Consider the following 12,807-nt stretch of genomic DNA (forward strand, 5'->3'; position numbering starts at 1 on the left):
TTTGCGTTTCGGGGAGATTGAAAATGGGAAAAATTTACTATCTGATGGGAAAGAGTGCTTCGGGGAAGGATCATATTTATGAGCATCTGCTCAAAGAGACATCGTTCGATCTGAAACCGCTGGTGCTGTACACAACACGGCCGATTCGGAGCGGAGAGCAGGACGGAAGAGAGTATTTCTTTGTGGATGAAGCACGGCTTTCCAGGCTGCGGGAGGCTGGAAAGATTATCGAGGAGCGCATGTATCCGAGCGTGATGGGACCGTGGTATTATTTTACGGCGGACGATGGGCAGATTGACCTCGAAAAACAGGATTATCTTGGGATTGGAACGCTGGAATCCTACGTGAAATTAAAGGACTATTTTGGGGAGCAGGCCCTGGTACCTCTGTATGTGGAAGTGGATGATGGACTGCGCCTGTCCCGTGCGCTGGAACGCGAGAGAGGACAGAAAGAGCCAAAATACGCCGAAATGTGCCGCAGATTCCTGGCAGACTGCGAAGATTTTTCCGAGGAAAATATAGCAAAAGCAGGAATTGTACGCCGTTTTTCGAATAATACAACGCCAGAAGCCTGTTTTTCCGAAATTCAGAATTTTGTGGAACAACAGAAAAAGATATGATATAATGAGCGTTAGTGAGAGGAATGTGCTTGCACATTCAGCGAACGGCGAATGGCGATCATGATAGCTGCGAAAGCAGCGTCAAGCACCGAAGGTGCGAATCATGATATACTAAGAGCAGTGAAAAAATTTCAGGGGGTGATTTTATGCAGGGTTTTCAGAAGGTTGTAGGACATCAGGAAATCATAACGCATTTACAGAATGCCATTTCGATGAATAAAGTATCTCATGCTTATCTTTTTGGCGGAGAGAGTGGATCGGGAAAGAAAATGATGGCTTCACTGTTTGCGATGACGCTTCAGTGCGAGAAGCACGGGGTCGAGCCCTGTATGGAATGCCCGTCCTGTAAAAAGGCACAGAGCCAGAATCATCCGGATATCATTTATGTGAAGCATGAAAAGCCGAACACCATCAGCATCGATGAAATCCGCGGGCAGCTCATTAACGATGTGATGATCAAGCCGTACAGCAGTCCGTACAAGATTTATATCATCGACGAGGCGCAGAAGCTGACACTTCAGGCGCAGAACGCGCTGCTGAAGACGATCGAGGAGCCGCCGGCCTACGCAGTTGTCATGCTTCTGGCAGACAACCCGGATGCGCTGCTTCCGACGATTTCGTCACGCTGCGTGCAGTTAAATTTAAAACCAGTGGGAGACCAGCTTGTGAAAGATTATCTGATGAACGAAATGCATGTGCCGGATTACCAGGCAGAGGTTGATGCGTCCCTGGCGCAGGGAAATATCGGAAAAGCAGAGCGGATTGCCCGTTCTCCGGAATACGAGGAGACGCTGGAAAATGCACTCCGCATGGCAAAGTACGCCGACAGTATGCCGCTGTATGAAATCGTGGAGACGATCAAAAAACTGACGGCCGAAAAAGACAATATTGATGATTATTTCGATATCTTTTCTTTATGGTTCCGCGATGTTCTGCTCTTTAAGGCGACAAAAGAGGTCGATTCCCTTGTGTTCAAGCAGGAGCTGAATGGAATCCGTGCGAGGGCAAATAAAAGCTCATACGAAGGCCTGGAGAAGATTATAGAGTCGATTCAGAAGGCAAGAACCCGTCTGAATGCGAATGTGAACTTTGATTTAACCATGGAGCTTATGTTCCTGACAATGAAGGAAAATTAATAACATGATAACAATTATAGGAGTACGTTTTCGAAACGTAGGAAAAGTATATTATTTCTCGCCGCGAGATCTGGATGTCTGCGTGGGCGACCATGTCATCGTAGAGACGGCGCGTGGAGTGGAATATGGATTTGTCGTGCTGGGACCAAAAGAGGTCGATGATTCGAAGGTGGTTCAGCCGCTCAAAGAGGTGATCCGTATCGCAACGCCGAAGGATGATGCGAGAGAAGAAAACAACCGCGAGAAAGAGAAAGAAGCATTTGAAATCTGCCAGAAGAAGATTCGGGCGCACAACCTGGAAATGAAGCTGATCGATGCAGAATATACGTTTGATAATAATAAAATGCTGTTTTACTTTACAGCCGACGGAAGAATCGATTTCCGTGAGCTGGTAAAGGATCTGGCGGCTGTGTTTAAGACGAGAATCGAACTGCGTCAGATCGGTGTCCGCGATGAGACGAAAATTCTTGGCGGAATCGGAATCTGCGGAAGACCGCTCTGCTGCCATACCTATCTTTCGGAGTTTGCACCGGTTTCGATCAAGATGGCGAAGGAACAGAATCTGTCCCTGAATCCGACCAAAATATCAGGTGTCTGCGGACGACTGATGTGCTGCCTGAAAAATGAGCAGGAAACGTATGAATACCTGAACCGCAAGCTTCCGGGTATCGGCGATATTGTGACGATGCCGGACGGCATGAAGGGTGAGGTGTCCAGCGTGAATGTGCTTCGCCAGCTTGTGAAAGTGCTGGTTGATGTGAACGATGAGAAGGAGCTGCGGGAGTACCCGGTGGAGGAACTCAAGTTCAAGCCGAAGCATAAGAAAGAAAAAGGCAAAGAAAAGAAAAAAGACAGAAACATCTCCGGCGAGCAGGCTTCTTTGGAAGAGGCAAAACAGCCGGAATAAGAAAAAGATAAAGAAAGTCCTGTGCTCACACGAAATCTGTGGTGCACAGGCTTTTGGCTTTACAGAAAACTTCGTTGAAATTTCCTGTAAAGCAAAAGCCCTCCGGGCAGGATCGCACTGCGGCAGAGGGGAATTAGGTCGCCGGAGCGACCCGCCGCAGGCGGAGAATCCTGCAAAGCAGGATTCTTTGTGGCGAGAAATGCGTTGCGGAAGCAAATGACAAAAGCGGGGAAATCTGGTATACTGGAACGCAGAGAAGTGAGGCATCCAATAGGCAAAGCAGGTTGTTTTGATACTACCATTTTGCATGCGAAAAGGATAGAAGATGGGAAGATCTGCAGCGACGGAGACTTTTTTCGCCGGAGCAGAAAAAGAGGAAGGATTTATGGAAAACAGAGAAGAATTTTTGAAGCCGGGAGAGCGGCTCGATGATCTGCAGAACGGTTACTGGATGATACAGAATCCATCCCTTTTCTGCTACGGAATCGATGCAGTGCTGCTGGCCTCCTACGCAAAGGTGAAACGCGGGGAGTGTGCGATGGACTTCTGTACAGGATCGGGAATTGTACCGATTCTTTTGAAAGCAAAGACAAACGGAGAGCATTTTTCCGGGCTGGAAATTCAGGAATACAGCGCCGAGATGGCGCAGCGGAGTGTGAGGTATAATCATCTGGAAAATGAAGTTGAGATTTTCCGGGGAGATGTGAAGACGGCATCGCAGCAGTTTGGAAAAGAAGTATTTGATGTGGTAACGTGCAATCCGCCGTATATGACAGGACAGCACGGACTGACGAATGCGCTCGAGGCGAAAACAATTGCGCGGCATGAGGTGCTGTGCTCATTTGATGATATTGCAAAAGAAGCGTCGGCGGTTTTAAAGACAAAAGGACGGTTTTATCTGGTACACCGGCCGTTCCGGCTGGCAGAGATTTTTTCAACGCTGAAAAAGTATCATCTGGAACCAAAAAGGATGCAGCTGGTATATCCGTTCGTGGACAAGGAGCCGAATATGGTGCTGATTGAGGCGATGAAGGGCGGGAATCCGAGAATTACCGTGGAGAAGCCGCTGATTGTGTATGAGACACCGGGCGTGTATACAAAGGATATCCGGGAATTGTACGGTGATGGAAGGTAGAAACCCGTACAGACACGCTCTAATACATCGTTATTAAATAGGACACTTGGGGACAGAATTTGCAGGAGTTTTGAAATAGAAAGAAAATTGCCGGAAAAGATCTGGCAAAGAGGAATCAATATGGCAGGGAAATTATATTTGTGTGCAACACCGATTGGAAATCTGGAGGACATGACCTTCCGTGCAATCCGTATTCTGCAGGAAGTCGATCTGATCGCGGCGGAGGATACGAGAAACAGCATTAAGCTGCTGAATCACTTTGAAATTCACACGCCGATGACAAGCTATCACGAATACAACAAATACGACAAGGGACGCGAACTGGTGCAGAAGCTGCTGGCGGGAACGAACATTGCGTTGATTACGGATGCAGGAACGCCGGGAATTTCCGATCCGGGAGAGGAACTCGTAAAAATGGCGTATGAGGCGGGAATTGAAGTAACAAGCCTGCCGGGCGCGTGCGCGTGCGTGACGGCACTGACGCTGTCGGGACTTTCGACGAGAAGATTTGTGTTTGAAGCATTTCTTCCACCGGATAAAAAAGAGCATAAGCTGGCGCTGGAGCGGCTGAAAAATGAGACACGAACCATGATCGTGTACGAGGCGCCGCATCATCTGCTGAAGACATTGCGAGAACTGCTGGAAACGCTCGGAAATCGCAGACTGACGATTTGTCGTGAGCTGACCAAAAAGCACGAGACGGCATGGCAGACTACGATGGAAGATGCCATCACACGCTATGAGCAGGAAGATCCGAAGGGCGAATGTGTTCTTGTGATCGAAGGCAGAAGCCAGAAAGAAATCGAGGACGAAGCGAAGGCTGCGTTTGAGGAGATTTCGATTGAGGAACATATGAAACGGTATGAAGACCAGGGGATTACGCGGAAAGAGGCGATGAAGCTCGTGGCAAAAGACCGTGGCGTGACGAAGAGAGATATTTATCAGTATTTACTGGGAAAAGAATAACGATATGCCGGCGGGCAGGAAAGAGAGGAAGAAGTATGAAAATCTATTATCAGCATCCGAATACCTGGTTTGGAGATTGCATGCCATTTGGAAAGGATGACACCTTTTATCTGTTTCATCAGAGAGATACCAGAGTGCCGTGTCCTTTCGGAGAGCCGTTTGGCTGGGATCTGGCAACAACAAAGGACTTTGTGACATATGAGGATTGTGGAGCAGCAATTCCAAGAGGAACCGATGAAGAGCAGGATCAGTTTATTTTTGCCGGAAGTATCTGCGAGGATCGGGAAGGAAAATATCACGCATTTTATACCGGCTACAACCGGGATTATCCCAAACAGGGAAAACCGTCACAGGTACTGATGCATGCGGTCAGCGAGGATCTGAAACACTGGACGAAAACTCAGGATACGGTAAAATTTGCTCCGCAGCCGGGATATGATCCGGATGACTGGAGAGATCCGTTTGTACTGTGGGATGATGAATCGGAAAAATATATCCTGATTCTGGGTGCACGGCTGGAAGGCGACAAGCATAAAACAACAGGAAGAACGGTTTACTTTACATCAGACAATCTTGTGGACTGGGAGTTTCAGGGAGACTTCTGGGCACCGGATCTGTTTACGATGCATGAGATGCCGGATCTGTTTAAGATGGGTGACTGGTGGTATCTGATTACAACAGAATATTCTCATGCTTCCACACAAGTGTATCGAATGGCAAAGAGTCTCAAAGGACCGTGGATTGCACCGGATGACGATGCGTTTGACGGAAGAGCTTATTATGCCGGAAGAACCTTTATGTTAAATAATCAGAGAATTTTGTTTGGCTGGGTTCCTACACGTGCGAATGAGACAGACAGCGCAAATCTTCGCTATACGCCGGATTCGGACAAGGAAGATTTTATCTGGGCGGGAACGTTTGTTGCACATGAGCTGTACCAGAGGAAAGACGGCACACTTGGATGCCGGATCCCGGATACCGTATGGAATGCATTTAAAGATGAGAAAAAAATTGATGATGTAAAACTGGAAAAAGAATCGGGAAGAGCACTGAAACATGTGCTGACACACACCGGTGACTGTTATCGATATGAAGCAGATGTTACGTTTACAGAAGGTACGCGTGGATTCTCGATCGGGGTAAGAGCACAGGAAGCAGATGATGAATTTTATTCCTTTACCTTTGAATGCCCGAAGGATCGTGTGATTTTCGAAAAATCTCCGAACTGGCCATGGCCGCAGATGAACAATATGGGTCTGGAACGTCTGATCCGTCTGACACCGGGGAAAAAATATCATGTACAGATTATTGTGGATGATACAATTGCCACATTATATGTGGATGGAGTTGCCCTGAACACCCGCATGTATACCAGTCCGGGAGAAGGAATCTGTCTGGGAGCCATAGATGGAAGTGTGGTATTTGAGAACCAGAGTATTGCATATCGCTAAAGTGGGAAAAGAATAACAAAAACGGAGGCAGATGCAGGAATACGATTACAGTTCACTTTGCAATGAAGCACTTGTTATTTCACTGCGTAAGAAAGTGATTCAGGCGTGAGCAGCTCTCCATTTGCGAAGCAAAAGGAGGGCTGCGAATGTTACAGTTTGCTAGATATCAGTGAACTGTAACGGATTGCTTCTGGGAAAGAGACAGATCATGGACGAAAAGCGGTAAAAGTTTTGTATTATTATATTTTTTTACAGAGTTGGAGATTTTCCTTGCCCGGTAGCTCCTCCCGTCTGTTATAATGGGCGTAATGAAGTTTTTTTGAGGGAGGAAATTTTTTATGTCACAGTCACAAACTCAGCGGAGTTCCCGGGTTGATCTGCTTCACGGCTCGATTCTGAAATCTCTGCTTCTTTTTGCACTTCCGATCATGGCATCCCGTGTATTTCAGCAGATTTACAACACGATGGACACACTGATTGTCGGCCATACACTCGGCGATTCGTCGATTGCAGCTATGGGTGCCTGCTCGTCGATCTATGAAATGATGACCGGATTTACGTTCGGCGTCGGAAACGGGCTCGCGATCGTCACGGCGCGATGCTTTGGAAGACAGGAGACGGAACGGATGAAAAAATCCGTTGCATCCTGTATCGTTATTGGTATTACCGTTACACTGGTGGTCACCGTTCTTGCAACGATTTTCATGCATCCGCTGTTGCGGCTGCTGAAAACACCGGCAGAAATCCTCGAAGAATCCTACAGCTACATTTCAATTCTATCCGTTTTTCTGTTTGTCATGTTTGCCTACAACCTGTGCTCCGGTCTGTTGGGAGCAATCGGAAACAGCTTTATGCCGCTTGTTTTCCTGATTATTTCATCGTTGGTAAACATTGTACTGGATTTGCTGTTTATCCGTTCTTTCGGCATGGGTGTTCGCGGTGCTGCAATTGCAACCGTGATTGCGCAGGGAATTTCCGTCGTGCTCTGCCTGATTTATATTGTTACCAAAGCAAAAATTCTGCTTCCGGAAAAACGTCATTTTGAACCGGATCGCGGACTGTACATGGAGCTTCTGGCACAGGGATTTTCGATGGGATTTATGAGCAGTATTATCTATGTCGGTTCGATTGTCCTGCAGCCGGGCATCAACAGCCTTGGCTATGAAACAATTGCGGGACACACGGCTGCGAGAAAGCTGTTTTCCTTCTCGATGATGCCGCTTTCCTCGATGGCACAGGCAGTCAACACGTATGTGGCACAGAACCGCGGCGCGGACAACTGGGAGCGCGTGCGGAAAGGCATTCGCTATGCTTATATTTTCTGCTTCAGCGTGACCGCATGCCTGATTCTCCTTGTCACTCCGCTTGCACCGACGATGGTTCATCTGATCTCCGGTTCTTCCGATCCGACCGTCCTCGGAAACGGAGCCCGCTACCTTCGTGTAGCCATTCCGTTCTTCTTTGCACTTGGCCTTGTCAACTGCAGCCGCCTTGCACTGCAGGCACTCGGAGAAAAGATTCTTCCGCTGCTGTCGAGTTTTATTGAGCTTTTCGGAAAAATTATTTTTGCGATGGTGTTTATCCCGCGCTACCACTACAGTGCCGTGATCTGGTGCGAACCGATCATCTGGTGCTTCATGGCAGCAGAACTTGTGATTTCGCTGTATCGAAATCCTTATATGAGAAAAGGGAAGTCTGGAAACTGATTTTTTTCAAAAACAGAACCCGGGGCAGTCTACAAAAAACGGTAGATTGCCCCGGGTCTGTTTTTTTTGACTAAATAAAGGAAGTCCCCTGCTTCTATTGCGAAAAACAGCAGATTTACTCTGCCCAGGTACCATTTACAAAAATATCGGTTTCGCTTCCATCTTCGCGGATACCTACGATGTGCAGGTCATCCGATCCAACCATAAAGTCAACGTGGATCAGAGAATCATTCACACCTTTTTCCAGAATTTCCTCGTTGCTCATCTCCAGAAATCCATCGAGCACCTCAGGGAAACCGGCGCCAGCGGCAACGTGGCAGCATGCGTTTTCATCGAAAAGGGTATTAAAGAACATCAGCCCGGACTGGTTAATCGGAGATTCTTTCGGAACGAGTGCAACCTCGCCGAGCATTGCAGCACCGGCGTCCATGGCGAACATTTTTTTCAAAACCTCTTCGCCCTGCTCTGCGTGGCAGTCAACGACTTTTCCATCCTTGAAATCGACGGTAAAGTTGTTGATGATCTGTCCCGACCAGCTTAAAGGTTTTGTGGAAACGAGACGGCCTTCACATTTTCCTCTCATCGGGCTGGTGAAGACTTCTTCGGTCGGCATGTTTGGAACGTAGAAGGTGTTGTTCGTATGGTTGATATCACCGGCGCCGCTCCATTTTGCGCCCGGAATCAGCTCAACGGTGAAATCCGTACCGTTTTTGCTGGTGTAATGCAGCTTGTGGAATGCCTGCTCATTCAGCCAGCTGGCTTTCTGGGTCATGAGGTCGCAGTGTGCCTGCCAGATCTTTTCTGCATCTTCGCCGTCTTTTAAGTAAACACAGTCGAAAATAGCATCCCACAGTTTTTCAACAGCAATATCCTCCGGCTCGCCCGGGAATACTTTTTCTGCCCATTTTGGAGAAGCGGCGGCAACGATCAGCCACTGATGCTTTCCATCGAGCTGGTCACGGTATTTTTTAATGACCTTTCCACGCATCTGACGAACGGTGGAGAGCAGGTCCGCAGGAATGCCGGCGAGCTCGTCCGGATCGGAGGAGTCGATGAAAATGCGAACCGGCAGATCAACCGTCATCTGTTTGAAACGCTCTTCTTCCCAGTGCGGAACCGCGCCAAGCGTTTCTGCGGTGGCATACTGATAATGCATTTTGTTGATCTCACCGCATTCCCAGATCACTTCCACATAGCTTGCGCCCGCCTGATAGCACTCCTCTGTCACCATCTGGGTAAGCAGAACCTGATCGACGCCGGCCTGGAGGCGGACACGCTGTCCTTTCTGTACATTTGCGCCGATTTTTACGATCAGCTTTGCATATTCTCTTAATTTTGCCTGAAATTTTGCTTCATTCATGATAAAAGACTCCTTTTTGTGATTTTTAAAACTGAAATGGATCATTAAAGGCTCCATAGTACGAAACCGGTTCGCCCGCGGAAAGCAGATGATGGACATCGCCGATGGTCTGGCAGCGGAAGTACACTTCACCCGGCTTGCGTTCCTCACTTCCGACAATTGTGACGGAAGTCGGCGCCAGGAACATGCCCTGCCAGAGCTGTACCGGCGTCATATTCAGCAGATGCGACAGTGCCACACAGGTGACGCCGAGATGACAGAAGCAGACGATGACGGCTTCACGGTTTGTTTCATCCGAAGCGTGATAGCGGTAGCCGTCGCGTACATAGCCGTAGCGCGCAAGCAGTGCATCGAGTCCGTCGGTCACGAAATGGTAATTCTCGTCCATGTTTCCGGTCTGCATAATCGGATTTTTCGTCCAGAGATCCTGGTCATAGAGATCCCGGTTTGCATCGAGCACATCAGGCAGAAAATCCCATGGAATCCGGCGTTTTCCAGTCTCCGGGTCCAGGACGGGTGCATCAAATTCCCGCAGCCATGGGAGAATTTCAGCTTCACGGCCCACATTTTTCAGCGTAAAAGAAGCCGTATCTTTTGCACGGCCAAGCGGAGAACAGTAAAAATCGGTGACATTCCATTTCGCTGTGCGTTTCGAAAGCAGCTCGGCCTCGCGCCAGCCTTTTTCGGTCAGAGAATCAATTTCATAATTTGGTTCGCCGTGGCGGATAAAAATAATTTTCATAACGTTCCTTTCTTCGTATGTCGAAAAAATGGTGGATTTCGACATAGAAAAGTAAAATTTCGTCCCGAAAGATCTGTGCCGGAGCATAAAAGAATTCAGAACTAAGAGCATTTCATTCAGTATATCATAAATAGTCAGATTTGTGTGAATTTCTTATCGGCCTCTCCCCCAGTTCAGCTCCCCGTTGGTAAACTCAGCCCAGTTGTACTGCGCCATGTATTCGCCATGGTACTGGTTGATCGCGGAAAGTTTTCCCTCGCACCAGTCAAAATAGTCACAGGAGACTTCTTCCGGGCAGATCCACAGGCTTCCTCTGGCGGACGCAACGAGCGTTTCACAATGATACACTTTTAACGAATAAAAATTTGTGAAGCGGAAGCTCCCTTTTTGATACGCTGCATCTTGAGAGAGTAGCTAGTAGCAGTCCTGTAGGTAGGTGCAAACAGGAGAAAAATATGCTATAGTAAAAACAGCGTAAGGGGAAACAAAAAGTAATGCAGCAAGAGGAAAGAGGATGATAAACTGTCGGTCATCATGGTCTGTCTGAACGCTCAAAAAGAAACCGATGATGTATTTCTTCAGATGATGAAGACACTACTTGGTGTTGAAATGCCGGAGAATGAATTTTTGAAATTGATGCATACGTAAAAAAAACAGGCACGATTCCCGAAAAAGGTGATTCGTGCCTGCTTTTTTTACTTTTCTACTTCTTCATACTGGTTGCCTTCCGAGTCACGCAGGTTATCATCTACATAAATTTTTCTTCCTTTGGTATCCAGTCTTTCTTTGTAGTCCATAGAGAAGGCACCCAGTGAAGCGGCCAGAAAGCTAAAAACAATCGTCGCTTTAGAAAGGTTCTGTAAAAATTTGAGGGCGCCATAAATAATCAGGTTTTTGTAATACTCCAGCCGCAGTCCTTTTTCAACACCCCGTGCAGTGAGGCGGCAGATAAGCAGAACAACGGCCAGCATAAATGCACCGATAACCAGAAGAAAAATTCCGGCTTCATGATATTTTCCAGGTAAATAGCAGGCGCCGATTACGATCATAATCGGGGCAATTAAGGACATGGTAAAAACCATTTCGGCACGAAAGGTAAAAAATCGATACATCAAAAAGATTAAGATTAGGATAGCGATGAAAAGCATATTAGTTTTCTCCTTCGTAATGTTATAAATGATATAAAGCTTTTTTGCAGAAAAAGCAGATGAATTTGTGTGAAAAATTTTGCATATTTTGGCTTTTTCCTGTATACTTAGATCAATGTCGACAGGAAAACAGCATTCTGCCCAAGCCATCGGATATTTGCTGTTGTCCGGAAAGGAACTTTGATACTACATGAGCGATTTTTCACAAAGGCTTGAAAAGGAAATAAAAAATACAGGAAAAACTTTATATTATCTGTCTGAGGCCAGTGGTATGCAGCTGGATTACATTTCTAAAATGAGTAAAGGAAAACGTATTCCAAAAGAAGAAGAGCGCCTGACCTGTCTTCTTGATGCGATGGAATGCACCGGAAATACAAGAGCAGATCTCCTGTTCCTTTATCGCCAGGAAAAAATGGGAAAGAGCCAGTGGCAATGTATGGAAGAACTGATCCGTATTATCCAGCAGGATGTGGTTGAATTTCCTCAAGTCTCTGTTTCTACAAGTGTTTCAGGAATTCCGGATACGGATATGACGCTGGACAATATCTTTGCAATTTATGCGTGTATTCGAAAAGCAATGATAAATGCTTCCGATTCCACGATTTGCTTATGTACTCCGGAAATTTCACTGGAACATTTACGATATCTTGTTCAGATTATTCATGAAGTGCCCTATCGCAGATTAGAGCATCTTTTTCCTTTGCTGCAGAATCAGACAACGGAAAATACACTGGATAACCTTCGGAAAATATGCAGTCTGAAACCGGCAATGAACTATGAAAACTACAAACCATTTTATTATTACGTTTCTTCTGCTGAGTCCGAGGCGAAAAAAGCAGGCTTACTTCCCAACTGGCTGATCACAGACCATATTGCAATTGGAATCAATTTTCATACGGCGAAAGGAATCATTCTCAGAGATGCGCAACAAATACAATTACTGAAGAATTCCTTTATTCAGGAAAGAAAAATAGCAAAGGAAATGTTGTTTTGCTCTGATTTAAATGCTTATGTAAAAGATGTCAATGTTATGATGAATGAAGGTTATGTAACGCATAACTATTATATTGAATATTCACCATGTCTTCTGCATCTGATTCCGTTAAATGTACTGAAACAGCAGATCATCCTGGATGGAGTGGAAAAAGAACAGCTCTTATCTTCTCTCTTTCAGCGGATCCGGCACATGGAAACGGAAAGTATGGTACATATTTTCTGCATATCTGGCTTACGACAATTAATGGAGCAGGGACGTATTGCGGGCTATCCGGATATGCTTTATAAGCCTCTTGATCCTGCGATGCGCCTGTGGCTGTTGAAAAGTTATTATCAATATATGCTGCACACACCTCATTCCTGCATTTGTGTAAAAGAAAATTTCGTCCAGCTGCCGAAACACATCTCCATTGTATGTAGCTCTAATGTTCATAATGGAATTGCATTTTGGAACAATACAAGTCATGGATTGCAATATTATATTTTAAAAGAATCCGGCTTTTCACAAAAACTATATGAATTTTGCCAGTTTCTGGAGAATGGAAACATGGCATGGTCACAGGAGGAGACGCTGGATATTATTCGAAACATGATTGTGGAATATGGAGGCACCTTATAAACCGCGCTTCCAGGAAAATAA

12 protein-coding genes are annotated in these 12,807 nt (G+C 46.4%); 8 read left to right on the forward strand and 4 right to left on the reverse strand.

Annotated features, from left to right (window positions below; genetic code table 11):
- Positions 1 to 23: 23 nt before the first annotated feature.
- The 7 genes from DWY63_RS07780 to DWY63_RS07810 all read left to right on the forward strand — a co-directional run bounded on the left by DWY63_RS07780 (position 24) and on the right by DWY63_RS07810 (position 7,921).
- The gene (locus tag DWY63_RS07780) at positions 24 to 620 is read left to right on the forward strand and encodes a guanylate kinase (RefSeq protein ID WP_117801793.1); all 597 of its coding nucleotides are present in this window, start codon (positions 24 to 26) and stop codon (positions 618 to 620) included.
- Positions 621 to 766: 146 nt separating this feature from the next.
- Positions 767 to 1,756, forward strand: coding sequence for a DNA polymerase III subunit delta' (gene holB, locus DWY63_RS07785; protein ID WP_117801794.1), 990 nt, complete (start codon positions 767 to 769; stop codon positions 1,754 to 1,756).
- A gap of 4 nt (positions 1,757 to 1,760) precedes the next feature.
- Positions 1,761 to 2,663, forward strand: coding sequence for a PSP1 domain-containing protein (locus DWY63_RS07790; protein WP_055220331.1), 903 nt, complete (start codon positions 1,761 to 1,763; stop codon positions 2,661 to 2,663).
- A 385-nt stretch (positions 2,664 to 3,048) separates the two neighbouring features.
- The gene (locus DWY63_RS07795; protein WP_055220409.1) at positions 3,049 to 3,798 is read left to right on the forward strand and encodes a tRNA1(Val) (adenine(37)-N6)-methyltransferase; all 750 of its coding nucleotides are present in this window, start codon (positions 3,049 to 3,051) and stop codon (positions 3,796 to 3,798) included.
- Between the two features lie 120 nt (positions 3,799 to 3,918).
- Positions 3,919 to 4,764 carry a 16S rRNA (cytidine(1402)-2'-O)-methyltransferase gene (gene rsmI, locus DWY63_RS07800; RefSeq protein WP_055220333.1) on the forward strand — a complete coding sequence of 282 codons (846 nt, stop codon included), beginning with the start codon at positions 3,919 to 3,921 and terminating at the stop codon, positions 4,762 to 4,764.
- Between the two features lie 35 nt (positions 4,765 to 4,799).
- Positions 4,800 to 6,215, forward strand: a complete 1,416-nt coding sequence (locus DWY63_RS07805) for a family 43 glycosylhydrolase (RefSeq protein WP_055220335.1) — start codon at positions 4,800 to 4,802, stop codon at positions 6,213 to 6,215.
- A 338-nt stretch (positions 6,216 to 6,553) separates the two neighbouring features.
- Positions 6,554 to 7,921, forward strand: a complete 1,368-nt coding sequence (locus DWY63_RS07810; RefSeq protein WP_055220337.1) for an MATE family efflux transporter — start codon at positions 6,554 to 6,556, stop codon at positions 7,919 to 7,921.
- A gap of 115 nt (positions 7,922 to 8,036) precedes the next feature.
- Here DWY63_RS07810 and DWY63_RS07815 read toward each other — a convergent pair whose 3' ends face one another.
- The 4 genes from DWY63_RS07815 to DWY63_RS07830 form a co-directional block, all read right to left on the reverse strand.
- Positions 8,037 to 9,281, reverse strand: a complete 1,245-nt coding sequence (locus DWY63_RS07815; protein ID WP_117801896.1) for an aminopeptidase — start codon at positions 9,279 to 9,281, stop codon at positions 8,037 to 8,039.
- A gap of 25 nt (positions 9,282 to 9,306) precedes the next feature.
- On the reverse strand, positions 9,307 to 10,023 hold the full coding sequence (locus tag DWY63_RS07820) for a histidine phosphatase family protein (protein ID WP_117801795.1): 717 nt from the start codon (positions 10,021 to 10,023) through the stop codon (positions 9,307 to 9,309).
- Positions 10,024 to 10,176: 153 nt separating this feature from the next.
- Complete coding sequence (locus DWY63_RS07825) at positions 10,177 to 10,371, reverse strand: hypothetical protein (protein WP_055220341.1); 195 nt, start codon at positions 10,369 to 10,371, stop codon at positions 10,177 to 10,179.
- A gap of 347 nt (positions 10,372 to 10,718) precedes the next feature.
- Complete coding sequence (locus DWY63_RS07830) at positions 10,719 to 11,321, reverse strand: hypothetical protein (RefSeq protein WP_117801796.1); 603 nt, start codon at positions 11,319 to 11,321, stop codon at positions 10,719 to 10,721.
- A gap of 121 nt (positions 11,322 to 11,442) precedes the next feature.
- Here DWY63_RS07830 and DWY63_RS07835 point away from each other — a divergent pair, with 121 nt between their 5' ends.
- Positions 11,443 to 12,786 (forward strand): hypothetical protein, encoded by a 1,344-nt coding sequence (locus DWY63_RS07835; protein ID WP_147343061.1) that lies wholly within the window; start codon positions 11,443 to 11,445, stop codon positions 12,784 to 12,786.
- Positions 12,787 to 12,807 lie beyond the last annotated feature (21 nt).

The sequence above is a fragment of the Blautia sp. AF26-2 genome (assembly GCF_003460955.1).
Taxonomy (GTDB): Bacteria; Bacillota; Clostridia; order Lachnospirales; family Lachnospiraceae; genus Fusicatenibacter; species Fusicatenibacter saccharivorans.

Excerpts from the sequence above, each read along its gene's own strand:
- DWY63_RS07780 (WP_117801793.1), top strand. The coding sequence starts at position 24 with ATGGGAAAAATTTACTATCTGATGGGAAAGAGTGCTTCGGGGAAGGAT.
- holB (WP_117801794.1), top strand. The coding sequence starts at position 767 with ATGCAGGGTTTTCAGAAGGTTGTAGGACATCAGGAAATCATAACGCAT.
- DWY63_RS07790 (WP_055220331.1), top strand. The coding sequence starts at position 1,761 with ATGATAACAATTATAGGAGTACGTTTTCGAAACGTAGGAAAAGTATAT.
- DWY63_RS07795 (WP_055220409.1), top strand. The coding sequence starts at position 3,049 with ATGGAAAACAGAGAAGAATTTTTGAAGCCGGGAGAGCGGCTCGATGAT.
- rsmI (WP_055220333.1), top strand. The coding sequence starts at position 3,919 with ATGGCAGGGAAATTATATTTGTGTGCAACACCGATTGGAAATCTGGAG.
- DWY63_RS07805 (WP_055220335.1), top strand. The coding sequence starts at position 4,800 with ATGAAAATCTATTATCAGCATCCGAATACCTGGTTTGGAGATTGCATG.
- DWY63_RS07810 (WP_055220337.1), top strand. The coding sequence starts at position 6,554 with ATGTCACAGTCACAAACTCAGCGGAGTTCCCGGGTTGATCTGCTTCAC.
- DWY63_RS07815 (WP_117801896.1), bottom strand. The coding sequence starts at position 9,281 with ATGAATGAAGCAAAATTTCAGGCAAAATTAAGAGAATATGCAAAGCTG.
- DWY63_RS07820 (WP_117801795.1), bottom strand. The coding sequence starts at position 10,023 with ATGAAAATTATTTTTATCCGCCACGGCGAACCAAATTATGAAATTGAT.
- DWY63_RS07830 (WP_117801796.1), bottom strand. The coding sequence starts at position 11,321 with ATGGCTTGGGCAGAATGCTGTTTTCCTGTCGACATTGATCTAAGTATA.
- DWY63_RS07835 (WP_147343061.1), top strand. The coding sequence starts at position 11,443 with ATGCAGCTGGATTACATTTCTAAAATGAGTAAAGGAAAACGTATTCCA.